Source organism: Serratia sp. SM04 (assembly GCF_040280225.1).
Taxonomy (GTDB): domain Bacteria; phylum Pseudomonadota; class Gammaproteobacteria; order Enterobacterales; family Enterobacteriaceae; genus Serratia; species Serratia sarumanii.
In genome coordinates this window covers 684,359-708,386 of record NZ_JBEOQT010000022.1, presented here as the reverse complement: position 1 = coordinate 708,386, position 24,028 = coordinate 684,359, and the positions used below count along the sequence as shown (strand labels likewise).

The 24,028-nt window shown below is 62.5% G+C and carries 18 protein-coding genes; 9 read left to right on the top strand and 9 right to left on the bottom strand.

All coding sequences use genetic code 11. The features are described from left to right. Positions 1–22: 22 nt before the first annotated feature. From ABTW55_RS24000 to ABTW55_RS23990, 3 genes are all read right to left on the bottom strand, one after another. The gene (locus ABTW55_RS24000) at positions 23–379 is read right to left on the bottom strand and encodes a DUF1937 family protein (RefSeq protein WP_039566053.1); all 357 of its coding nucleotides are present in this window, start codon (positions 377–379) and stop codon (positions 23–25) included. Positions 380–479: 100 nt separating this feature from the next. Beyond that, on the bottom strand, positions 480–1,712 hold the full coding sequence (gene eutH, locus ABTW55_RS23995; RefSeq protein WP_039566054.1) for an ethanolamine utilization protein EutH: 1,233 nt from the start codon (positions 1,710–1,712) through the stop codon (positions 480–482). Then, complete coding sequence (locus ABTW55_RS23990; protein WP_060421145.1) at positions 1,705–3,165, bottom strand: glycerol kinase; 1,461 nt, start codon at positions 3,163–3,165, stop codon at positions 1,705–1,707. Before ABTW55_RS23990 ends, eutH begins: the two co-directional genes overlap by 8 nt. A 257-nt stretch (positions 3,166–3,422) precedes the next feature. Between ABTW55_RS23990 and ABTW55_RS23985 the strand changes: the two genes are divergently transcribed. The 3 genes from ABTW55_RS23985 to ABTW55_RS23975 all read left to right on the top strand — a co-directional run bounded on the left by ABTW55_RS23985 (position 3,423) and on the right by ABTW55_RS23975 (position 6,922). Next, positions 3,423–4,826 (top strand): NAD(P)/FAD-dependent oxidoreductase, encoded by a 1,404-nt coding sequence (locus ABTW55_RS23985; protein WP_060421143.1) that lies wholly within the window; start codon positions 3,423–3,425, stop codon positions 4,824–4,826. Beyond that, complete coding sequence (locus ABTW55_RS23980) at positions 4,816–6,039, top strand: FAD-dependent oxidoreductase (RefSeq protein WP_060421140.1); 1,224 nt, start codon at positions 4,816–4,818, stop codon at positions 6,037–6,039. The genes ABTW55_RS23985 and ABTW55_RS23980 overlap by 11 nt, the downstream gene beginning before the upstream one ends. A gap of 112 nt (positions 6,040–6,151) precedes the next feature. Further along, positions 6,152–6,922 carry a DeoR/GlpR family DNA-binding transcription regulator gene (locus ABTW55_RS23975; protein WP_039566063.1) on the top strand — a complete coding sequence of 257 codons (771 nt, stop codon included), beginning with the start codon at positions 6,152–6,154 and terminating at the stop codon, positions 6,920–6,922. Positions 6,923–6,985: 63 nt separating this feature from the next. Here the strand turns inward: ABTW55_RS23975 and ABTW55_RS23970 are convergent, their stop codons facing one another. The 3 genes from ABTW55_RS23970 to ABTW55_RS23960 all read right to left on the bottom strand — a co-directional run bounded on the left by ABTW55_RS23970 (position 6,986) and on the right by ABTW55_RS23960 (position 12,185). Further along, a complete protein-coding gene (locus tag ABTW55_RS23970; RefSeq protein ID WP_047567407.1) occupies positions 6,986–9,280 on the bottom strand; it encodes an FdhF/YdeP family oxidoreductase in 2,295 nt (764 codons plus the stop codon). Positions 9,281–9,486: 206 nt separating this feature from the next. Next, on the bottom strand, positions 9,487–11,160 hold the full coding sequence (ggt, locus tag ABTW55_RS23965) for a gamma-glutamyltransferase (protein WP_060421134.1): 1,674 nt from the start codon (positions 11,158–11,160) through the stop codon (positions 9,487–9,489). Positions 11,161–11,321: 161 nt separating this feature from the next. Continuing rightward, positions 11,322–12,185, bottom strand: coding sequence for a LysR substrate-binding domain-containing protein (locus ABTW55_RS23960; protein ID WP_033634584.1), 864 nt, complete (start codon positions 12,183–12,185; stop codon positions 11,322–11,324). A gap of 143 nt (positions 12,186–12,328) precedes the next feature. Here ABTW55_RS23960 and ABTW55_RS23955 point away from each other — a divergent pair, with 143 nt between their 5' ends. The 6 genes from ABTW55_RS23955 to ABTW55_RS23930 all read left to right on the top strand — a co-directional run bounded on the left by ABTW55_RS23955 (position 12,329) and on the right by ABTW55_RS23930 (position 20,677). Continuing rightward, complete coding sequence (locus tag ABTW55_RS23955; protein ID WP_060421126.1) at positions 12,329–13,459, top strand: agmatine/peptidylarginine deiminase; 1,131 nt, start codon at positions 12,329–12,331, stop codon at positions 13,457–13,459. 85 nt (positions 13,460–13,544) lie between these two features. Continuing rightward, the gene (locus ABTW55_RS23950; RefSeq protein WP_033653125.1) at positions 13,545–14,225 is read left to right on the top strand and encodes a bifunctional 2-polyprenyl-6-hydroxyphenol methylase/3-demethylubiquinol 3-O-methyltransferase UbiG; all 681 of its coding nucleotides are present in this window, start codon (positions 13,545–13,547) and stop codon (positions 14,223–14,225) included. Positions 14,226–14,440: 215 nt separating this feature from the next. Further along, entirely contained in the window at positions 14,441–15,583 is a 1,143-nt protein-coding gene (locus ABTW55_RS23945; protein ID WP_060418836.1) for an efflux RND transporter periplasmic adaptor subunit, read from the top strand. A gap of 1 nt (position 15,584) precedes the next feature. Continuing rightward, the gene (locus ABTW55_RS23940; protein ID WP_060421120.1) at positions 15,585–18,722 is read left to right on the top strand and encodes an efflux RND transporter permease subunit; all 3,138 of its coding nucleotides are present in this window, start codon (positions 15,585–15,587) and stop codon (positions 18,720–18,722) included. A 1-nt stretch (position 18,723) separates the two neighbouring features. After that, the gene (locus ABTW55_RS23935; RefSeq protein ID WP_060421116.1) at positions 18,724–20,166 is read left to right on the top strand and encodes an efflux transporter outer membrane subunit; all 1,443 of its coding nucleotides are present in this window, start codon (positions 18,724–18,726) and stop codon (positions 20,164–20,166) included. Between the two features lie 157 nt (positions 20,167–20,323). Then, positions 20,324–20,677, top strand: coding sequence for a DUF1493 family protein (locus ABTW55_RS23930; protein ID WP_060421114.1), 354 nt, complete (start codon positions 20,324–20,326; stop codon positions 20,675–20,677). A gap of 14 nt (positions 20,678–20,691) precedes the next feature. Here the strand turns inward: ABTW55_RS23930 and ABTW55_RS23925 are convergent, their stop codons facing one another. The 3 genes from ABTW55_RS23925 to ABTW55_RS23915 form a co-directional block, all read right to left on the bottom strand. Next, positions 20,692–20,889, bottom strand: a complete 198-nt coding sequence (locus tag ABTW55_RS23925; RefSeq protein ID WP_165790338.1) for a heavy-metal-associated domain-containing protein — start codon at positions 20,887–20,889, stop codon at positions 20,692–20,694. 74 nt (positions 20,890–20,963) lie between these two features. Continuing rightward, positions 20,964–21,434, bottom strand: coding sequence for a Cu(I)-responsive transcriptional regulator (gene cueR / locus ABTW55_RS23920; RefSeq protein ID WP_033653133.1), 471 nt, complete (start codon positions 21,432–21,434; stop codon positions 20,964–20,966). Between the two features lie 12 nt (positions 21,435–21,446). Continuing rightward, positions 21,447–24,002 (bottom strand): heavy metal translocating P-type ATPase, encoded by a 2,556-nt coding sequence (locus ABTW55_RS23915; RefSeq protein WP_060425353.1) that lies wholly within the window; start codon positions 24,000–24,002, stop codon positions 21,447–21,449. Positions 24,003–24,028 lie beyond the last annotated feature (26 nt).

Below are 24,028 nucleotides of genomic sequence, written 5' to 3'. Positions count from 1 at the left end.
GCTAAGCGGCGGGGCGCACGCCTCAGTTGAACTCGCCCGCGACCTCGGACCACAGGCTGACGCGGCAGCCGCGCGCGGCGAAATAGTCCATCTCGCGCTTGATGCCGCCGCTCTCTTGCCAACCCGGCAAATCGAGTACGATCAACTCATCCATCGCCGCCATGAACAGGGCGTCGATCGGCGCCCACAGCCTGCCGATGGCGGTTTTGTCGAGCTCTTGCAAACACAGGTTGATCGGATGCGACATGCTGACCTGGCTAAAAACGGCGCTGCCGGCGCGCACGATAGCGGCGGCGACCTCGTTGCACGCTATAAAGCGTTGCTGCACGACGTTGGCGTCGGCGTGGCTGTAGGGGCAGGCCAAAAATATCTTTCTCATTACCGTTTTCTCTCTCAATAACTAGAACGTGGGGGAAAAAAAGGGCGCAGCTTTCCCGTGAGGCGGCGCCCCGTTTATTTTTTATGGCTCAGGGATAAATTCAGCGAGCGGCGGCGGCGATGGCCGTCGCTTGCCTTTGCGTCTGTTCTTTTTCCAGCAATTCGGCTTCCGGCACCGAGATCTTGATGGCGATCAGCACGGCAATCATGCCGCCGAGGAATTTACCCATCATGATCGGCAGCACCAGCGAAGGTTGGAAGTTGGCGGTAAACGCCAGGTGATCGCCCAACGTGGCCTGCGCACAGATGCCGAAGGCGACGCACAGCACCTTATCGCGCGCCCGCATGCCTTTGAACAGGTGATAAACCGCGATGATATTGGCCAACACCATAATAAAGCCCAGCGCGCCGGTATCTGATAAGCCGAGTTTTTTGCCGATGAAATGCATCGGCTTGCGGCAATAGCGCTGGAACAAATAACAAATGGGGAATGTGCCCGCCAACATAATGCCGATGTAACCGGCAATCTCGATGGCGCGGAATAATTCGTCTTTGTCGGCGAATAACGGATCGAATACCCAGCCGCCGAACACCTTTTTAAACACGCCGGTGAAATGCTCGATGATGCACAGCGCCAGCACCAGTTTGATAAAGGCGTCCGCCGCCTTGCCGAAGATCAGGAACCCCTTCACCATGGCCGCCGGCCGCAGCTTCAGGCCCAGCGCCAGCAGGAAACACAGGACGAATAGCGGCGACAGCAGCCGCAGCGCCTGCAGGAAGTCCAACTGCAGGTAGTGCGCGGCGGGCGAGGTGGTGGAAATGATCTCCCTGACCGGCAGGTTATTGAAGGTGATGGTCACCAGGGCGATCAGCACGGCGAACGGAATGCTGATCAGGCCCGCCATCGCGCCCAGCGCCAGATATTTATGGTCGTCGCGGTTCAGCATGATAAGCCCGACCGGGATCAGGTACACGATGCTGGCGCCGGAGGTGTATCCCACCAGCATGGCGACGATCCACATGTCGCGGTTGGCGGCGATGGCGTCGGCCAGCTGATAGCCGCCCATGTCCACGGCGATCACCGCCAGCGCCGCGATTGAGGCGTCGGAGCCCAGCGCCGAGAAGAAGGGGCCGATGCTGTGCATGATCAGGTAAGAGATGATCGGGATCGCCGCCATGATACCTGCCTGGGCGAGAAACACCGGGCCGATGGCGTGAATGCCGTTGACGAACTCGCGCCCCAGTTCACCTTCCGGTTTGACGATCGACGCCAGCGCGCCGATCAGGGTGCCGGCCATGATGATATAGATGATGAAATTACCGAACTCAGCCATGGTGCTCCTCCTGCGATGAACGTAAGCCGCGCGAGCGCGCGATGATTTCCTGATAGCGGGCGAACCAGACCGCCATATCGACCTCGGCGGGCTCCGTCACTTCATAGCGGTTGAGCACCTTGAGCGGCTGTTCCATACCCAGCCCTTTACGCGCCAACTGCGCCACGCCCTGAGCGGTGATCTCTTTGTTGGCGGGCGTGACGATGCGCTTTTGGATCAGGTTGGCGAGGAACTGCGTGAAATAGCGGTTGGCGGACAGACCGCCGTCCACCGAAATGCTGTCGCCGATCGGTTTCAACTTATCCATGGCGTTGATCACCTCGGCGGAACGCATGGCGATGCCTTCGAGGATCGACTGCAGCAGATCCTTGCGTTCGGTTTCCAGCGACAGGCCGGCCCACACCCCGGCGGCGGAGCGATCCCAATACGGGCAGGCCAGCCCGGAAAGCGCAGGCACAAAGGCCAGGCCGCGCGCGATGGCCGGCTGGGCCGGAAAATCGCCGAATTCATCGAAGTCGTTGAACAGGCCTATCTTTCTCGCCCAGTTAATGGCGGAGGCCGCGTTATAAACGCCGCCGTCCAGGCCATACACCGGCTCGCCGCCGGGCAGCTTCCAGCACAGCGTGGGCAACAGGCCGGACTCGCCGGCGTCGATCGGGCGCGGCCCGGTGATCGCCTGTAAAAAGGCGCCGGTACCGAAGGTGATCTTCATCTGCCCCGGTTGATGGCAGCCGTGGCCGTATGTGCCGGCAAACTGGTCGACGATGCAGGCCGTCAGCGGCACCGGTTTGCCGTTGAGCGCGACGTCGCCGAAGTGGCCGATGTTGTCTCTAACCTCGGGCAGGCTGTCGATCGGCACGCCGAACAAACGGCACAGCTCCTCGTCCCACTGCAGGGTATGGATGTTGAACAACGAGGTGCGCGAGGCCGAGTTATAGTCGGTGAGATGCCGGCCGCACAGGTGGAACAGGAAGAAAGCGTCCATGGTGCCGAGCCGCAGGCGGCCGCGTTGCGCCAGCTGCCTGGCCCCCGGGGCGTTGTTCATCAGCCAGCCCATCTTGCTGGCGGAGAAGTAGGTATCGAGCGGCAGGCCGGTTTTCGCCATCACCAGCGGTTCGACGCCTTCGCGTTTCAGGCGCTGGATCTCCGGCTCGGTGCGCTGATCTTGCCAAACGATGGCGTTGTACAGCGGCAGGCCGCTGTCGGCGTCCCAGGCCAGCAGGCTTTCGCCCTGATGCCCTAAACCGATGGCGTCCACCATGTCGCACTGGCTGAGACAGCGGCGGATATTCGCCAAAATCTCCAGGGCGTCGTGTTCCACCCAGCCCGGATTGGGGGTGATTTGCTTGTGCGGCATGCTGGCCGGCGAATGGTGCCTGCCGTCTTCGCCGAACACCACGACCCGGGTGCCGGTGGTTCCCTGATCAATCGCGGCATAACGTTGATTCATCATTGCTTCGCTCTCTTATAGGTTTTGTTTTTTATTGTGCCTGGTGTTGGTTGTGTGACCGTTTTAATAATCTATCTTCAATTTCACACATTAAAGCAACATAAATCACAAGATAAAATAACCCCGCGTGATCGACCTCATACTTTTTGCTTATAGCCGCGTTCTGCGGCTTTTTTTTGGGAGTTGTGTTGTTTTTGTCATTCCAAATGCGGTTATTGTGTGGTTTCATTGTGGTTATCACATCAAAACGGGACATCAGCATGATGGAAGAACAAACGGGTTGGGACATTGTCGTGATTGGCGGCGGTGTGGTCGGGTGTGCGGTATTCCGCAAATTCTGCCTGATGGGCGCCCGTACGCTGCTGTTGGAAAAGGGGGGCGATATCCTGTCCGGCGCCAGCAAAGCCAACAGCGCGCTGCTGCATACCGGCTTCGATGCGCCCAGCGGCAGCCTGGAGCTGCGTTGCATGCAGGCCGGCTACCGGGAATTTATCGCCATCCGCGAACGCATGAATCTGCCGCTGCTGCCCACCGGCGCGCTGGTCGTGGCCTGGGACGAGCAGCAGTTGGCGGTGCTGCCCGCGATCGTGCAGCAGGCGCATGACAACGGCGTGCCGGACGTGGCGCAGATCGACGCCGCCGAGCTGTATCGCCGTGAGCCGCAGCTGGCGCCCGGCGCATTGGCGGCGGTAGAGGTGCCGGGCGAGAGCGTGATCGATCCCTGGAGCACGCCGCTGGCTTACCTGACGCAGGGCGTCAAACACGGCGGCGACTATCGCTTCAATACCGAGGTGACCGGCGCCGAACGCTTGCCGACCGGCTGGCGGCTTACCAGCAACCGGGGCGAGTTTCACGGCAAAATCGTCATCAACTGCGCCGGCAATCAGGGCGACCGGGTAGAAAGTTTCTGCCATCAGCCCGAGTTTGAAATCCGCCCGCGCAAAGGGCAGTTCCTGGTGTTCGACAAGGCCGCCGCCGGGCAGGTCAACGCCATCATCTTGCCGGTACCGACGGCGATCACCAAAGGGGTGCTGCTGTCGAAAACCATCTTTGGCAATCTGTTGCTGGGGCCGACCGCCGAAGAACAGCAGGATCGCGAGACGGCGACGGTGGACGAAACCAAAATGCGCGAGCTGATCGAACAGGGGACGCGGCTGCTGCCCACGCTGGCAAATTACAGCGTGACCGCCAGCTATGCCGGATTGCGCCCGGCGACAGAGCAGAAACACTATCGCATTCAGCCCTATCCCGAGCGGCAGTGGATCTGCGTGGCGGGCATTCGTTCCACCGGCCTGACGGCGGCGCTCGGCATCGCGCAATATGTGGAGCAGCTTTACCGCGACCATTTTACGCCGTGCTTCACGCCGACGGCGCCGCAGACCGTGCATTGGCCGCAGATGCCGATGCTTGCCGACTACGCGCTGCGCGATTACGCGCGCCCGGACAACGGCGGCATCGTTTGCCATTGCGAACTGGTGACCCAGCGGGAAATCGAGGCGGCGTTCGATTCCGCCGTGCCGCCGGAGTGCATCGGCGGGCTGCGGCGGCGCACGCGTGTGATGATGGGGCGCTGCAACGGTTTTTATTGCAGCAGCCGGGTGGCGGAAATGGTGGGCGATCGTTTTGGCCAGACGCTGGCCGTAGGGAGCATTGATGAAAACTGAGTATCAGGTGGCGATTGTCGGCGCCGGGCCGGCCGGGATCGCCGCGGCGACCGCGCTGCGGCAGGCGGGGATCGAGGATGTGGTGATCCTGGAGCGGGAGCAACAAGCGGGCGGCGTGCCAAGACACTGCCGGCACCCCACCTTCGGGCTGCAAACGTTTTACCGGCCGATGCTCGGCTCCACCTATGTCGATAAGATACTGGCGCGCGCCGGGCAGGTGGAGATCCGCACCGGCGTGACGGTGCTCGCCATCAAGCCGGACGGCGAGCTGACCATCACGGATCGCCACGGCGTCAGCACCTTGAAAGCGCAGCGGGTGATCCTGGCGACCGGCGTGCGCGAGACGCCGCGCCATCCGCGCCTGGTGAGCGGCCTGCGGCCGCAGGGCGTGCTGACCGCCGGCGCGCTGCAGCAGTTCGTGTATCTGCGCGGGCTGCAGCCGGGCAAGGCGCCGGTGGTGGTCGGTACCGAGCTGGTCAGTTTCTCCGCGCTGTGGACGCTGCGCAACGCCGGCGTGCGCGCCGTCGCCATGATTGAAAGCGGCGGCAGACCCGTCGCCTGGCGTCTGAGCGCGCTCTATGCGCGCCTGATGGGGGTGCCGATTCATTATTATTCGCGGGTGACCGATATTGCCGGCCGCGATCGGGTCGAATCCATCGAGGTGGAGAACCGCCGCGGGGAGAAACGGCGCATCGCCTGCGACAGCCTGATCTTCACCGGCCGCTTCACCGGGGAGTATACGCTGATCCGCCAGAGCCACCTGGCGCAGCGGCCGGACAGCGGCTGCCCGTTGACCGATCAGTTCGGCCGCTGTTCCGACGCCGCCTATTTCGCCGTCGGCAACATGCTGCATCCGGCGGACATGGGCGACCAGTGTTATCAGGAAGGGCTGCGCGTTGGCGAAGCCGTTGCCCGTTCGCTGCGGCGCACGCTGCCGCCGGCGCGGCAAATGCTTCCGGTGCGGCACGACGAGCGGATCCGCCTGACCGCGCCTGCCAACGTGGCGCTGATCGGCAAACCCAGCACGGTCACGATCAATATGCGGGTGGAGCGGGCGGTGTCCGGTTCGGTGGTGGTGCGGCTGGGCGAGGAAGTGCTGTATCGCAAAACGCATCGCTGCCTGCCGGAACGGCGGATCCTGCTGCGCAATATCGCTTTGCCGGCCGACGGCGAGCGTGACGCGCTGCACATCAGCATCGAATTCGCCGGGTGAACGACGGCTACGGCTTGCGTCTAACGCCCTGAAACCCGTAGTATTCGGTCAGTTGACGCCGCGAGTCCGGCGGAGGCAGTCACTCTTACTTAAGGCAGCGAGTGTAATGTGAATGGATATCTCTAATTCCGTGGATAGGCGCAATGAAATACTGGCGCTGATCCAGGCCAACGGCCGGGTTTACGTGAATGAGCTGGCGGATAAATTCCAGGTTTCGCAGGAAACCATTCGGCGCGATCTGAACAAGCTGGAAGATTATCGCCTGATCAAGAAGATCCACGGCGGCGCGGTCAGCAGCCAGTTCAAATTCGAGCATGAATTCAATGAACGGGCCAAAATCGCCGAGGCCGAGAAGCGCGCCATCGCGGAGAAAGCGGTGACGCTGATCCAGCCGGGCGATACGGTGTTCGTGGATTTCGGCTCCACCACGCTGGAGTTCGCCCGGCAGCTGGCGACCGTCGATCAGCTGACGGTCATCACCAATTCGCCGCTGATCGCCAACGTCTGTCTGGAAAATGACTCCATCGACGTGGTGCTGATCGGCGGGCAGTTCATCGGCTCCAAAATGGAGTGCCTGGGGGCGATCGCGTTGAATAACATTGAGGCGTTTTTCGCCGATTACGCCATCATCGGCGCCGGCGCGGTCAATGTGCAGACCGGGGTGATGGATCAAAACGTCAATGAAGCGGCCATCGCGCGCAAAATGATTGCGCAGAGCCGCAAATGCATCGTGCTGGCAGATGAAAACAAGCTGCGCGGGCATGCGATGACCCTGGTGGCCAAATGGCCCGAGATCGATTATCTGGTGACCTCCGACAGCGGCAACGCGCTGGAGGGGCTGGTTTTCCCGGCCAACGTCAATGTGTTGGTCGCACAGGTATAAAGGGTTATGAGCAGCCTTTCTCCGGGCCGAGCAACCCGGAGAAGGCCTTCAAACCGCTTTCCTCTAGGCGATCTTGACCTCACGCACCTCTTTGGATCTCAGCGTCACGCGAACTGGCACCGATTTGTACGAAGGCGTGCCGCTCTCCTCATCGATGTAATGCAACGGCACCAGCACGTTGGCCTCCGGATAGTAGGCGCCGACCGAACCGGCCGAGATGTTGTAGGCGATCACCGTGATGCCCTCCAGGCGCTGAGTGCAGCCGGGCAGCGCCGTTTCCAGGTCGACCACGTCGCCATGCTCCAGCCCCAAACGTTGCAGATCGCTGTCATTCATGAACAAAACGTCGCGCCGGCCGAAAACCCCGCGGTAGCGATCATCCAGGGCATAGATGGTGGTGTTGTACTGATCGTGGCTGCGCAGCGTAATCAGCCGCAGCGTGTCTTTCTCTGCGATGGCCGCGTCTTCATGCAGCCCGCTGAACACGGAAAACATCGCTTTGCCCGTCGCCGTCGGCCACTGGCGTTCGGTCGGCGGCAACGGCATGCGGAAACCGCCGGGTTGACGAATGCGCGCGTTGTAATCGTCGAAGCCCGGAATGGTTTTTTCGATCAGATCGCGGATCACATCGTAATCTTCGATCAGCTCATCCCAGGGCACCTTGCTGGCGGGCATCACCGCTTTGGCCATGCCGGCCACGATGGCGGGTTCCGAACGCAGCAGTTCCGACGCCGGTTTGAGTTTGCCGGACGAGGCATGCACCATCGACATCGAATCCTCCACCGTCACCGATTGCCGCCCGCCGGCCTGCATGTCCAGCTCAGTGCGCCCCAGGCAGGGCAGAATGAGGGTTTGTTTCGCCACCAACAGATGGCTGCGGTTGAGTTTGGTGCCGATATGCACGCTTAATTCCAGCGCTTTCATTGCCGGGAAGCTCTGCTCGGGGTCCGGCAGCGCCACGGCGAAGTTACCGCCCAGGCAGATCAACGCTTTCGAGGCGCCGTTGATCATCGCCTGCATGCACTTCACGGCATCATGCCCGTGGGCTTTGGGCGGCGTGAAGCCAAACACCGCTTCCAGCTTCGCCAAAAAATCGGCCGAGGGCTTTTCGGTGATGCCGACAGTGCGGTTGCCCTGCACGTTGGAGTGGCCGCGCAGCGGGCAGATGCCGGCGCCCGGTTTGCCGATATTGCCGCGCAGCAGCAGCAGATCGGCGATCAGGCGCACGTTGGCGGTGCCTTTATTGTGCTGCGTAATGCCCATGCCGTAGGTCACGATGGTGGCGTTGGATTTTGCGTAGGCGGCGGCGACCTGTTCCAGATCCTGGCGCGTCAGGCCGCTCTCCACCTCGATGGCCTCCCAACGGGTGGCCGCCAGATCGGCGGCGAAAGCTGCAAATCCTTCCGTGTGCTCGGCAATAAAGGCGTGATCCACGGCATTGCCTTGTGTTTCATTCAGCTGCAGCAGCGCTTTGGCAATGCCTTTCAGCGCCGCGGCGTCGCCGCCGGCTTTGACCTGATAGTAGGTTGAAGCGATAGGGGTCGAACTGTAGGTCGCCATTTCAATGACGTTTTGCGGATCGGTGAAACGCTCGAGCGCCCGTTCGCGCAGCGGGTTGAACACGATGATCGGCACCTTTTTGCGCGCCAGCTCATGCAGCGTGCCCATCATGCGCGGGTGATTGGTGCCCGGATTGTGCCCGATGGAGATAATCAGCTCCGCGCTGTCAAAGTCGTCCAGCGAGACGGTGCCTTTGCCGATGCCAATGGACTGCGGCAGGCCAACGCTGGTCGGCTCATGACACATATTGGAACAATCGGGGAAGTTATTGCTGCCGAATTCCCGCGCAAACAGCTGGAACAGGTAGGCCGCCTCATTGGACGCCCGGCCGGAGGTATAAAACTCCACCTGCTCCGGCGGCAGCGTCTGCAACACGGCGGCGATGCGTTGAAACGCCTCGTCCCAGGCCAGCGGGCGCAGGGTGTCCGTTCCGGCGTCATAGATCAGGGGCGTGGTCAGGCGGCCATAATCCTCCAGCTCATAATCGGTTTTCTGCAGCAGCGACGTCACGGTGTTTTGCGCCAGGAATTCGGGCGTCACGCGTTTGCTGGTCGCTTCCCAGGTCACGGCTTTGGCGCCGTTTTCGCAAAACTGGAAGGTGGAGCGATGTTCTTTATCCGGCCATGCGCATCCCGGGCAATCAAACCCGTCGGGTTGATTGGTGCGCATCAGCGTCACCGGCGCTTCCAAGGTATCCATCTGCGTGCGCACGGCGATGGCCGTCGCTTTCAGCGCGCCCCAACCGCCGGCGGGCCCATCGTAAGGATGAATTCCAGGTACTGCTCGTCTTTTCGCCATGGTTGCTTGCCTCCGACATCGCTTACGATAATTACAGGTGATTGATTTATCATGAATATTATCTTTATCGTCCAAAACGGAACCCAGGCGCCGTCGCCGTTAAGCGCGAGCCTGTCGATTCAGTATAGATGAGTGAAAAAGGGGGCAGCGGCAGTCTGTTCGGGGAGAGCGGCGGCCCGTCTAACCGGAGGCGGGCCGCCGGGGTGTTACTTGTTCACCACCAGGCCGACGCCGCGGCCACGCGGATCGGACGCGGTTTCCGGCGTGCGGCCATCGATGCGGATGGCCTGAATGTCCCCCATGTTCCAGCCCTGGTCTTCGAGGGTGTAGCCCATGGCTTTCAGCTCGTCCGCCGGTTTGCCGGTCAGCGGGGCAAAGCTGTCATAGTAGAGGGTGTCCTTCGGCAACAGCTGATGGTGCACGCGCTGGGCGGCCACCGCCTGCGCCAGCGGCAGATGGTAATCGTAGAGGTTGTTGATCACCTGGAAGATCGAGGTGAAGATGCGCGATCCGCCCGGCGTGCCGATCACCAGGCTGACCTCGCCGTCGCGGGTGATGATGGTCGGGCTCATCGAGGAGAGCATGCGTTTGCCCGGCTCGATGGCGTTGGCGTCGCTGCCCACCACGCCGAAGGCATTGGCGACGCCGGGTTTGGCGCTGAAGTCGTCCATCTCGTCGTTGAGCAGGAAGCCGGCGCCTTTGACCACCACGCCGCTGCCGAAGTCCCAGTTGAGCGTATAGGTGTTGCTGACCGCGTTGCCGGCGGCATCGACGATCGAGAAGTGGGTGGTTTGGTGGGTTTCCAGCCCCGGCCGCACCTGTTCGGTCGGCGAGATCGCCGTCGGGTTGATCTCGGCGGCGCGTTTCTTCAGGTAGTCGGGGGCGATCAGCTGCGCTTCCGGCACGTGAGTGAAATCCGGGTCGCCGAGGTAGTCGGCGCGATCGGCGAACACGCGTTTTTCTATTTCCGCCAGCAGGTGGATATAGCGCGCCGAGTTCAGCGGCACCCCCTTGAAATCGGCGGCGCGATCCTCTTTTATCCCCAGCAGCTGCGCCAGCGCAATGCCGCCGGAGCTGGGCAGCGGGGCGGTATATACGGTGTTGCCGCGCCAGCTGATGCGCATCGGTTCACGCCATTTCACCCGATAGTCGGCCAAATCCGCCGCGCCGATCAGCCCATTGTCGCGCTGCATTTGCGCCACCAGCAGGCGCGCGGTTTCGCCGTGATAAAAATCGTCGGCGCCCGACTTGGCGATGCGCTCGAGCGTGGCCGCCAGCTCCGGCTGTTTGAACACCGCGCCGGGCTTCATGACGCCGAAATAGTCGCCGAAGTTGGTTTTCCCGGCGAACAGCTTGTTGGCGTCTTCACGGTACTGATACTGCTGATCCGCCACGGTGAAACCTTGCCGGGCGTAGCCGATCGCCGGCGTCAGCAGTTCGGCCCACGGCAGCTTGCCGAAGCGTTTATGCGCTTCCCACAACCCCAGCACGGTGCCCGGCACGCCGGCGGCGCGGCTGCCCAACAGGCTAAGATTTTCGATCACTTCGCCTTTCTCGTTCAGATACATAGTTTTGCCGGCGGCCTTGGGCGCCACTTCGCGGTAGTCGAGGAAATAGGGTTTGCCGTCGACGTACAGCGTCATAAAGCCGCCGCCGCCGATATTGCCGGCTTCAGGGTAGGTGACCGCCAGGGTAAAGGCGGTGGCGACCGCTGCGTCGACCGCATTGCCGCCGGCCTGCAGAATGTGCGCGGCGACGTTAGCGCCATACCGATCCGGGGCGGCGACCGCACCGGCGGTGAGATCGGCGGCAAAGGCGGCGGGAAGGGGGCAGGCCAGGGCCACGCTCAGAGCTATCGTTTTCAATAAACCGGCAGACATAGACGATCCTTTTAGCGATGTTCAGTTATCAGGTGAATTCAACTAATTATTTTGAAACAGCAGGTTAGCGCGTTTTCTTCGGGCTGTTGCGGCGCTTTATTGAAGGTAGCAGCGGTCAGGCGGGGCAGCCTGACCAGAGTAGCGAATCGTGACGTGGCGCGTTATGCGCCGGCGGGCAGCGCCGACTGCAGCCATTGGCAGAAGTGGCGGGCGAGCGGGTTGTGTTCGCTGTCGCGGTGCAGCAGCCACGCCCAGTTGGCGCCGCGCACGCGTTGCTCGGTTAACGGTTGCAGCAGCCCGGCGTCGTGCGCGTGCTGCGCCAGCAGTTGGCTGACCAACGCGATGCCGAGGCCATTGCAGGCGGCGTCCAGCAGCAGACCGGGATCGGAGAAGTTCAGCCCGCTGTCGCGCTGGCCGACGTGCGCGCCGCCCGCCACCGTCCAGTGGCTCCAGTCCATCTCCCGTTCGCCGTGCAGGGTCACGCGCTGCTCCGCCGCCAACGCCAGCAGGCTGGGGTGGCAGGCGGGATAAAGCCGGTCGCTGCAGAGCAGGTTAAAGGTGCAGTCCGCCTGCGCGCTGAGATCGTCACGGATCGCCAGATCGATACTGTCCGTCGCCATATTCGGCGGTTCAAAGCTGGTGAACAGCCACAGGTCGACCTGCGGATGCTGCCGATTGAAGTCGCCCAGCCGCGGCGTCAGCCAGTGGCGGGCGAAAGCCGGGGTGGTGTTGACGATCAGCTGGTTGGGTTTGCGGTACTGATCCAAACGGCGAATGCCGACCGCCAGCTGTTGCAGCATCACCTGCGCGGTGCTGAACAGATCGTGGCCGGCGTCGGTCAGCGCCACGCTGCGGCCGGTGCGGAAGAACAGCGGCTGCTCCAGAAACGCTTCGAGGCTGCGGATCTGCTGGCTGATGGCCGACTGGGTAAGGTGCAGCTCTTCGGCAGCCTGATGAAAACTGCCCAGGCGCGCCGCCGCTTCGAAACCGCGCAGCGCGCTCAAAGGGGGCCAGTGTTTTAACATTATCGATAAGCCTGTCTAATCAGATATCCGCTAAATATATCGTTTGTCGCGGTGCCAGGGGAAGACTAGCATAAGATTCAACCGCATAAACGTGAATTATTCGTTTAACTTTTTGAATTATAAATGATTAAAGGAGGTCTTCAATGTCAACTCGTCGCGTGTTTATTAAACAGCTTTCCGCCGTTGCCGGGGTCGGTTTGACGGCCTCGTTAGGCATTCCGTTACGCAGTCACGCAGAAGCTGCGCTTAATCCGGCCTGGCGGATGCCCGACGAAGGGGAACCGCAGCAGCGGGCGTTTCTCGCCTTCGGCGCGCAGCGGGCCATCTGGGGCGAATTCACGGCGGATGTGCAGGCGGCGCAGGGGCGTATCGCCCGCGCCATCGCCGAGTTTCAGCCGGTGACGGTATTTTGCCGCGGCAATGAACGGCAATTGGCCGAGGCCACCTGCGGCAGTCACAACGTCAGCTATGTCGTCACCGAGCTGGATGACATCTGGGTGCGCGACTTCGGCGCCAATTTCGTCGTCAACGGCGCCGGCGAACTCGGGGCGGTGGATTTCAACTTCAACGGCTGGGGCAATAAGCAGCGGCATGCCAGGGATGCGCGCCTGGCGGCGTTTGCCGCCAACCGCTACGGTGCCGCTCAACTGCGCCGCAGCGCACTGACAGGCGAAGGCGGCGGTATCGAAGTGGACGGGCACGGCACCGGCATCATGACCGAAAGCAGCTGGGTGAATGCGAACCGTAATCCGGGCTGGAGCCGGGAGCGGGTGGAGCAGGAGCTGAAAGCGATGCTCGGCCTGCGCAAAATTATCTGGCTGCCGGGCATTAAAGGCCGGGACATCACCGACGCCCACGTCGATTTTTACGCCCGCTTCGTGCGGCCGGGCGTGGTGGTGGCCAACCTGGACACCGATCCGGCCTCTTATGACCATGCGGTTACCCAGCAACATCTGGCGATCCTCAAAGCCGCGACCGACGCCGACGGCCGCCGGCTGCAGGTGCATACGCTTTCGCCGCCGCTGGCGCCGCGCGACAGCCGATTCAGCCGCAACAACCCGGATTTTGCGGCGGGCTACATCAACTATTTCGTCATCAACGGCGCGGTGATCGCCCCGGAGTTTGGCGATCCGCAGGCGGACCGGGCAGCGCTTGCGCTGCTGACGGCGCTCTATCCGCAGCGCAAGGTGATGCAGCTGGAGATCGACGCCATCGCCGCCGGCGGCGGCGGCATTCACTGCGTGACCAACCAACTGCCAAGGCATGGCCGGTAATACCGCGCAATGTTCAAAAAATGCGCACCGGGTTGTTTGTCACGATCGGCTGTGGTTGGCTTAGCGCTGACACAAGGAGAAAATCATGACCGATTCACCCTCGACCATTCCCACCTGGTATCGCGATCCGCGCGCGGAAGAGGCCATGGCCGATGGCCATGCGCCCATCTGGCGCCATCTTATCGGCCTGGTGCCGGAAAACGAACTGTCCGGCGTGAAGGTGCTGGATTTCGGCTGCAATCAGGGCGGTTTTCTGCGCCTGCTGTACCAGCTCCGCCCATTTCAGCAGGGGCTTGGCGTTGATATCGCTCGCCGGTCCGTCGATGAAGCCAACCGGCTGAAAGGGCATCTGCCGGTGGTTTATCAAACCGATACGCGGCTGAACGGCTGGGACGACCATTTCGATATCGCCTTCAGTCATGAAGTCATCTATCTGATCGACGATATTGCCCAGCATGCTGCCGATATACTGCGGGTGCTGAAGCCGGGCGGCGTTTACTATGCGGTGACCGGTTGCCACACCGGCAACCCGCTGTGGCCGCAGTGGCGTGAACGGGTGGCTGCAGAAACCCATACCGTGGTGCAGGATCGGTCGCTGGCCGACTATGCGCGCATTTTCTCCGCCGCGGGGTTCCAGGTCTCTGCCCGCAGGCTGGGCTTTTCCGGCTTCGTGCCCTATGAGCCGGACGGGTGGATGCCGGATATCGCGGCGGCAATCGACTACTATTGGCACACCAAAACGGTGTTCAGGCTGGTTAAACCCTAAAAATCCTACGTGGCGCAGCCCTCGGCTGAAGTGGAACGCTTTATTGCATTGGCTAAAAACCGCTGCGCCAGTTTGCTGAAACCACGCTGAAGGGATATTGCTCCACCGTTTCCCACTTCGACAAGATTTTACCGAATCCTTACGCAACCCTTTCAGAAGCGAATGTCGGCATTCGATATATTGAGAATAGTCATTCTCAACAGGATCGTATTGCAATGCAGAGGAAAACGCTTTTGGTGCTCGGGCTGTCGCTGTTGTTGGCCGCCTGCGATGGGCAAAACGCCGGTGCGCCAGCCGGCGCGGGCGCAGAACAGGAGGTCGGCGTGGTCACGCTGCGCGGCCAGTCAGTGACCCTGAGCAGCGAGTTGACCGGCCGGGTCAACGCCACCATGACATCCGACGTGCGGCCGCAGGTCGACGGCATCATCAAGCAGCGGCTGTTTACCGAAGGGGCCGAGGTCAAGGCCGGGCAGGTATTGTATCAAATTGACCCTGCCAGCTATCAGGCCAGCTACGATCAGGCCGCCGCCCAGCTGAAAAACGCCCAGGCCACGGTGCAATCCACCCGGCTCAAATCGCAGCGCTATGCGGCGCTGGTGAAAGAGAACGGCGTTTCTCAGCAGGATGCGGACGATGCCAAAGCCGCCTATCTGGCGGCCGTGGCGTCGGTGGCCCAATATCAGGCGGCGCTGGAGACGGCGCGCATCAACCTCGCTTATACCCAGGTGCGGGCGCCGATCGCCGGCCGCATCGGCATCTCGTCGGTGACGCCGGGCGCGCTGGTCACCGCCAGCCAAAGCGATGCGCTGGCCACCATCCGCGCACTCGACCCGATCTATGTCGATCTGACCCAGTCCAGCGCCCAGCTGCTTAAACTGCGGCGCCAGCAGGCGGCGTTACAGCGCGGCGCGGTCACGCCGGTCGCCATCAAGCTGGAGGACGGTACGCCTTATGCCCATGCCGGCAAGCTCGAGCTGACCGAAGTCGCGGTGGACGAAGCCACCGGTTCGGTCACGCTGCGCGCGGTGTTCCCCAACCCCGAACATGAGCTGCTGCCCGGCATGTATGTCCACGCCACGGTGGATAACGGCGTCGATCCCAAAGCGATTCTGGCGCCGCAGCAGGGCATAACCCGCAACGCCAAAGGGGAAGCCACCGCGTTGGTGGTGGACGAACAGAACAAAGTGGCGCAGCGCACCGTCAGCGCCGAACGGGTGGTGGGCAGCAATTGGCTGATCGGCAGCGGGCTGAACGAAGGCGATCGCCTGATCGTCGAAGGCACCAGCAAGGTCACGATCGGCGCCGCGGTGAAGCCGGTTGAGGTTTCGGTCGACAAAACCCAACGCGGGGAGCAGTGACATGGCGCAGTTCTTTATCCGGCGGCCGGTATTCGCCTGGGTGATCGCCATCATCATCATGCTGTGCGGCCTGATGTCGATCAACTCGTTGCCCGTTTCGCAGTACCCGGACGTCTCACCGCCGCAGATTTCCATCTCCGCCACCTACCCGGGCGCAGACGCGGAAACGCTGGAAAACAGCGTCACGCAGGTGATTGAGCAGCAGCTCACCGGCCTGGACGGCCTGCTGTATTTCTCTTCGACCAGTAGCTCCAGCGGCTCGGTCAGCATCAACGTCACCTTTGATCAGGGCACCGATCCGGATATCGCTCAGGTGCAGGTGCAAAACAAGGTGCAGCAGGCGGAAAGCCGTTTGCCGAGCGCGGTTACCGCGCAGGGCGTGACGGTCAAGAAATCCCAGAGCAGCTTCTTGCTGATCGTCGGGCTGTATGACGAAAGCGACAAGGCGACGATGGCCGATATCTCCGACTATCTGGTCAGCAACCTGCAGGATCCGCTGTCGCGCATCGAGGGCGTGGGGGACGTGCAGGTGTTCGGCTCGGAATACGCGATGCGCATCTGGCTGGATCCGACCAAGCTGGCGAGCTATGCGCTGATGCCTTCCGACGTGCAGACGGCGATCGAAGCGCAAAACACCCAGGTGTCCGCCGGCAAGATCGGCGATCTGCCGGCCGCCGCCGATCAGCAGCTGACCGCCACGGTAAAGGCGCAGTCGCGGCTGCAAACGCCGGAACAGTTTCGCAATATCATCCTGAAAAGCGACAGCAGCGGGGCGCTGGTGCGGCTGGGCGACGTGGCGCGGGTTGAGCTGGGCAACGAAGACTACTCCGCCAGCGCGCACCTCAACGGCCACCCGGCGGCGGGGATCGCGGTCAAGCTGGCGGCGGGCGCCAACGCCCTGAGCACCGCCAAGCTGGTAAAGGCAAAGGTGGCGGAGTACCAAAGCGCCATGCCGCAGGGCTACAAGGTGGCCTACCCGAAAGACAGCACCGACTTCATCAACATCTCGATCGAAGAGGTGGTGAAAACGCTGTTTGAAGCGGTGGCGTTAGTGGTGGTGGTGATGTTCGTGTTCCTGCAAAACCTGCGCACCACGCTGATCCCGACCATTACCGTGCCGGTGGTGTTGCTGGGCACCTTCGGCGTGCTGGCGGCGTTCGGCTATTCGATCAATACCCTGACGCTGTTCGGCATGGTGTTGGCGATCGGGCTATTGGTGGATGACGCCATCGTGGTGGTGGAAAACGTCGAACGCGTGATGCGCGAGGATAAGCTGCCGCCGCGCGAGGCGACGGAGAAATCGATGCGCGAAATCACCGGCGCGCTGGTCGGCATTGCGCTGGTGCTGTCGGCGGTGTTTCTGCCGATGGCGTTCTTCGGCGGCTCCACCGGGGTGATCTACCGCCAGTTTTCGATCACCGTCGTCTCCTCGATGGTGTTGTCGGTGGTGCTGGCGTTGACGCTGGCGCCGGCCTTGTGCGCCACGCTGCTGAAGCCGGCGCACGACGCGCAGACTGACAAAGGCTGGCTGGGCAAATTCAACCGCGGTTATGACCGGTTGCAGACGAAGTACGCCGACAAGGTCGGCGCAGTGATCCACCGGCCAACGCGCTATCTGCTGCTGTACGGCCTGCTGTTGATCGCCGCCGCCGTAATGTATCTGCGTTTGCCGACCGGCTTTCTGCCCAACGAGGATCAGGGCTCGGTGATGGTGCAGTACACCTTGCCGGCCGGCGCCACCAACGCGCGCACCTCGGCGGTGAGCGAGGCGGTGACCGCCTATTTCCTCGACCAGGAAAAGGCCAACGTCAGCACCATTTTTACCATTAACGGTTTCGGTTTCAGCGGCAGCGGGCAAAACGCCGGCATGGCGTTCGTCAGCCTCAAAGACTGGAGCCAGCGCAGCGGCAGCGCGAACACCGCCGACGCCATCGCCAAACGCGCCATGGCGCACTTCGCCACGCTGCGCGACGCCCAGGTCTTCTCCATGAGCCCGCCGGCGATCGACGGTTTCGGCCAGTCCGACGGCTTCACCTTCGAGCTGCAGGCCAAAGGGGCGACCACCCGCGCCGAGCTGCAGGCGATGCGCGACCAGATCGTTGCCGCGGCCGCCGGCAATCCATCGCTGCTGGCGGTGCGCGCCAACACCTTGCCGGATACCCCGCAGCTGCAGGTGGAGATCGACAACGGCAAACTGCAGGCGCTCGGCCTGAGCGCCGCCGACGTCAACAGCACCCTCAGCAGCGCGTTCGGCAGCACCTACATCAACGACTTTATCGATCGCAACCGGGTGAAAAAAGTCTATATGCAGGGCGATGTGCAGTACCGCGCCAAGCCGGAAGATCTTGACCGCTGGTTTGTGCGCGGCACCAACGCGTCGGGCGCCAGCAGCATGACGCCGTTCTCCGCCTTCGCGTCTTCGCACTGGATCTACGGGCCGGAAAACCTGTCGCGCTATAACGGGCTGTCGTCGTTCGAGATCACCGGGCAGGGCGCCACCGGCGTCAGCTCCGGTACGGCGATGAGCGAGATGGAGAAGTTGGCGGCAACATTCTCCGCCGGCAGCAGCTACTCCTGGAGCGGGCTGTCCTATCAGGAGCGGCTGACCAGCGGCCAGGCGTCGTCGCTGTACGCCATTTCGCTGATCGTGGTGTTCCTGTGCCTGGCGGCGCTGTATGAGAGCTGGTCGATTCCGTTCGCGGTGATGTTGGTGGTGCCGATGGGCGTGGTGGGATCGCTGCTGGCGATCACCCTGCGCGGGCTGGAAAACGACATCTACTTCCAGGTGGCGCTGCTCACCATCATCGGCCTGTCGGCGAAGAACGCCATTTTGATCGTCGAGTTCGCCGAGGAGATGCACCAGCGGGGCGAAACGCTGATTGGCGCGGCGGTCCACGCGGCGCGCATGCGCCTGCGGCCGATCCTGATGACCTCGCTGGCGTTTACCGCCGGGGTGCTGCCGCTGGCGGTATCCAGCGGCGCCGGCGCCAACAGCCGCATCGCCATCGGTACCGGCATCATCGGCGGCACCATCACCGCCACCGCATTGGCGATCTTTTTCGTCCCGCTGTTTTATGTGTTGGTGCGCCGCATGTTTACCCGTCGGCCCGCCAACCCGCCGTCACAGGCAGGAGAATAACGTGTTGCAACGAGTCATGATGTTAACTTTACCGCTGCTGCTGACCGGCTGTCTGTCGCTGGATCCGCACTACCAGCGCCCGGCGGCGCTGGTGCCCGCCAACCTGCCGCAGGGCGAGGCCGGCGGCAACCGGGCGCTGAGCTACCCGGACGTCGCCTGGCGCGACTATGTCCAGGACGCCCGGCTGCGCCAGGTGGTGGCGCTGGGGCTGAACAGCAGCCGCGATCTGCGCGAGGCGATCGCCAATATCGCGTCGGCGCGCGCCCTGTACGGCGAGCAGCGCTCGGCGCTGTTCCCGACAATCAATGCCACCGCCGACGGCAGCCGCGGGCGAGCGCTGACCGGCAGCGGCAACGCCACCGCGCTGAGCCAAAGCTACGAAGCCGCGGCCGGCGTCAGCGCATTCGAGTTGGATCTGTTCGGCAAAAACGCCAGCCTGTCGCGCGCGGCGTTCGAAACCTATCTGGCGAACTCGGAGGCGGCGAAAAGCACCCGCCTGACGCTGATCGCCGATATCGTCACCGACTGGGTGGCGGTGGCGGCCGAGCGCAGCAATCTGGCGGTGGCGCAGCAGACGATGGCGAGCGCCAAACGGTCGCTGGACGTCACGCGCAACAATCAACAGCACGGGATTGCGTCGCTGGTTGACGTGGCGTCGGCGGAAACCGTCTATCAGCAGGCGCGATCGGACGCCGCCAGCTACGCTACCAGCGCCGCGCAGGCGAAAAACGCGCTGGATTTGGCGGTGGGGCAAAGCGTGCCGGAAAGCCTGCTGCCGAGCGGCATCGAGGCGCTCGGCGGGATCATGCGCGATCTGCCGGCCGGCGTCTCTTCGCAAGTGTTGCTGAAGCGGCCGGACGTGCTGCAGGCCGAGCATAACCTGAAATCCGCCAACGCCAATATCGGCTCGGCGCGGGCGGCGTTCTTCCCGTCGATCAGCCTGACCGCCAGCGGCGGGGTGGGCAGCGGTGAACTCTCCTCGTTGTTCAGCCACGGCGCGGGCGTCTGGTCGTTCGCACCGAGCATCAGCCTGCCGATCTTCAGCGGCGGCTATAACACGGCTCAGTTGAACTACACCCAGGCGCAGAAAGACCTGTATGTCGCCACCTATGAGAAAGCGGTGCAGACGGCATTTCAGGAAACCGCCGACGCGCTGGCGCGCAAGGCCACGCTGCAGGAACAGCTGGCGGCGCAGACCGGCTATGTGGCGGCGGCGCAGCAATATTATCGCCTGGCCGAGCTGCGTTACCGCCAGGGCGTTGACAGCTACCTGACGCTGCTGGACGCGCAGCGCACGCTGTACACGGCGCAGCAGGCGCTGATCGCCGCGCAGCAGACCGCGTATGACAATCAGGCCACCCTGTATAAAGTGTTGGGCGGCGGCGTTGCCGCCGAGCGGCAGGGGGACGGCGTCATCGCCGACAAGACGACGCTCAGCCGCTAACCGTCAACCGCGCGCGCCGGGAGTGTGGCTGCGCGCGGTTTTTTTATGGAAAGTGTAAAGAAACGGAAAACCCGGCCGGCGGCCAGAACTCGCCGGGGCAGGCAGAGTCAGACAGAGAACCGCATTCCTCTTTTATTCATACCGGCTCGAGGTCGTCATGGCAGAAGACATTCAGCAACAGGTCATCGCGCTTATCGCCGCCTTCAACGCAGCAGGGCGGCTGAAGAAGGGCGTGGTCATCACCCCGGAAACCGAGATCAACACCGCGCTCAACCTGTCGTTCAGCGATTCCAATACGCTGATGCGCCGCTACTTCGATACCTTCGGCGTCGACAGCGGCAACTATAACCACGAGCTGTATTTCCAGCCGCCGACCAACACCGGCCGCTGGTTTTCCCCCTCCGCCTGCAAAGAACACCCCCGGCCGCTGTGCGTGTCGATGCTGGTGCGTTCCGCGCGCGCCAAACGCTGGCTGTACGATATCCACTTTCTTATCGAACAGTTGCGCTAGGCCTGACGCGCCGCTTAATCCGGCTCGGCCGGAGGAAAACCGGCTTCGTCCAGCGCGGCGCCGAAGGCATCGCTGTGCAATGCACTCTCGATGAGCACTTCCCGCCTGGCCGGATCGGTTTGAATGCGCGCCTGCGGGTCAACGTTCAACAACGCCCGGGTGACGGAACTGGCGCAGCCGCCGCAGGTCATGGCTGGAATATGAAAACGAATCATTTTTACTCTCCTCGTCGATTACGGTGTTTGATAACGGTAAAGCTTGCCAGCGTGACAGGGTCAAACTCTTTTTATGACGATTCACGCGGTCGTCGTGGTTTCGGCTCGCGCATCACTCCGAAATGCGGCGTTTGGCGCGGCGCGATGAGCGCCACCGGTTGCGCTAAACCCGCCAGAATAGGGCAGTCGGGGCGAGTATTGCCGTGGCAATGGCCGGCAAGGCGTTCCAGCGTTTGCGCCATCGTCTGCAGTTGCGCAATCTTGGCTTTCAGCACGGCGATATGGGATAGCGCTACGGCTTTAACATCGGCGCTGGCGCGTTCGCGGTCGTGCCACAGCATCAGCAACGCAGATATCTGCTCAACGGAAAAACCCAGGTCGCGTGAGCGCCGGATAAAACGCAGGCCATGCACGTCCGACATGCCGTAGTGGCGGTATCCCGCATCGGAGCGAGCCGCTCTCGGGATCAGGCCTATTTGCTCGTAATAGCGAATCATCTTCGCCGAAACGCCGGATAACCGGGCTGCTTGTCCGATGTTCATCCTGTCCTCCTGTTACGATGATGCCGATATTCCGCCGGGTTGCGCGGTTGCCGCCGCCGCTTCAGCGCGGCTCTCGACGGCCATCGGCGCCTGGAAACGTTTGAGCCGCAGTGCATTGCCAAGGACGAAAACGCTGGAAAGCGCCATCGCGGCCGCGGCGAAAATAGGCGAAAGCAGCGTGCCGTTCAGGGGATAAAGCGCGCCGGCTGCCACTGGGATCAGGACGGCGTTATAGGCGAAGGCCCAAAACAGGTTCTGCTTGATGTTGCGGATCGTCGCCTGGCTGAGCGCAATGGCGTTGGCTACGCCGCGCAGGTCGCCCGACATCAGCACCACATCGGCCGCTTCTATCGCCACATCGGTGCCCGTACCGATAGCCAGCCCAACGTCCGCCTCCGCCAGTGCCGGCGCATCGTTGATGCCGTCGCCGACGAAGGCGACTTTCGCGCCGCTGTTGCGGAAGGATTTCAACGCCGCCACCTTGCCTTCGGGAAGCACTTCGGCCGCGACTTCGTCAATCCCCAATTGCCGGGCGATCGCCGCCGCCGTCGCGGCATTGTCGCCGGTGATCATCGCAACCTTGAGCCCAAGCGCATGCAGCGCAGCGATAGCTTCCGGCGTTGTTTCCTTAATCGGATCGGCAACCGCGATCACCGCAGCCAAACGGCCATCAATGGCGGCATAAAGCGGGCTTTTCCCCTGGTCGCCGAGGCGCTCGGCGACGGGCTGAAAACGTGTCACATCAAGCCCGAGCCTGGTCATGAAGCGATCTGCGCCAACGGAGATCCGGCGTTGGCCGATGCGCGCCGTTACGCCGAAACCGGGTGTGGCGTCGAAACTGTCGACAGCGGCGAGCGTAAGATTCTGCTCTCTTGCCGCCGCGACGATAGCTTCGGCGATGGGGTGTTCGGACCGTGTCTCGACCGCAGCGACCAAGGCCAGTACTTCGTGGTATTCGAAACCGTCAGCGGGCACCAGATCGGTCAACTCGGGGCGGCCTTTGGTCAGCGTGCCGGTTTTGTCGAGGGCGATAACGCCTACATCGCGCAGGGCCTGCAACGCTTCGCCCTTGCGAAACAGCACGCCCAGCTCGGCGGCGCGCCCGGTGCCGACCATGATAGAGGTTGGCGTCGCCAGGCCCATGGCGCAAGGGCAGGCAATAATCAACACGGCGACCGCATTCACCAGCGCGAAGGTCAGCGCGGGCGACGGCCCGAAGAACAACCAAACCAGAAAGGTCAGTACCGCCGCCGCCATGACGGCCGGAACAAACCACATCGTCACCTTATCGACCAACGCCTGAATCGGCAGTTTGGAACCCTGCGCTTCCTCCACCAATCGAATGATTTGCGCCAGGACGGTATTCGCGCCGACTTTTGTCGCCCGAAAACTGAACGCGCCGGTTTTGTTGATGGTTCCGCCGACCACATCGGCCCCCACGGTTTTCTCGACCGGCACCGGTTCACCGGTGATCATGCTTTCATCGACATAAGACGCGCCTTCCAGAACTTCGCCATCCACCGCGATTTTCTCCCCCGGCCGGACGAAGACCACATCACCGGCAACCACCTGTTCGAGAGGGATTTCAACCGTTTCGCCATGCCGTTCAACGCGTGCGACCTTGGGTTGAAGGCCGACGAGCCGTTTGATGGCCTGTGAGGTGCGCCCCTTGGCGCGCGCCTCCAGCACGCGTCCGAGCAGGATCAGCGTGACGATCACGGCGGCGGCTTCGAAATAGACGTTGGCGGTGCCCTGCGGTAACACCCCGGGGGCGAAAGTGGCGACCAGCGAATAACCGTAGGCCGCCGCCGTGCCGACCGCAACCAGCGAGTTCATGTCGGGGGCGCCGCGCAGCAGCGCAGGAACGCCTTTGCGGAAGAAGCGCAGGCCGGGGCCAAATAAGACCAAAGTGGTGAGGACAAACTGGATATACCAGCTTGTCTGCACGCCCAACCCCTCCATGACCCACTCATGTATGGCGGGAATGAGGTGCGACCCCATTTCCAACAGGAATACCGGCAGGGTGAACAGGGCGGCGCCGAACAGGGCGCGCCGCAACGCGCGTGACTCATTTTCGCGCCGTTCGGCGGCCTGGTCGTCCGCGCTGGGGCTATCCGCCGTCAGGCGGCGAGGCGTATAACCGGCGCGGGTGACGGCAGCGGCGAGGTCTTCCAGGGATACGCTGCCGGCCAGATAGCGCACCCGCGCGCGTTCGGTCGCCAGATTGACATTGGCTTCGGTAACGCCGGCGACCTGGCTCAACGCTTTCTCCACCCGCCCGACACAGGAGGCGCAGGTCATATTTTCGATCGCCAGCTCAGTGGTTTCTTCTCGCACGGTATAGCCGGCGCCTTCGATGGCGCGGGCCGCCGCCTGCGGATTCGCCTGGCCGGTAAACGTGATGTCGGCGCGTTCGGTGGCGAGATTGACCGTTGCCGCCTGCACGCCGGGAACCGCCGTCAAGGCCCGCTCGACGCGACCGACGCAGGAGGCGCAGGTCATGCCTTCAACCGGCAGACTCAGACGCACGGACGAAGGCTGGGGGAAGTTGGCATTGGATGAATTCATGTTATGTGCCCTTAAAGGAGTGGCTG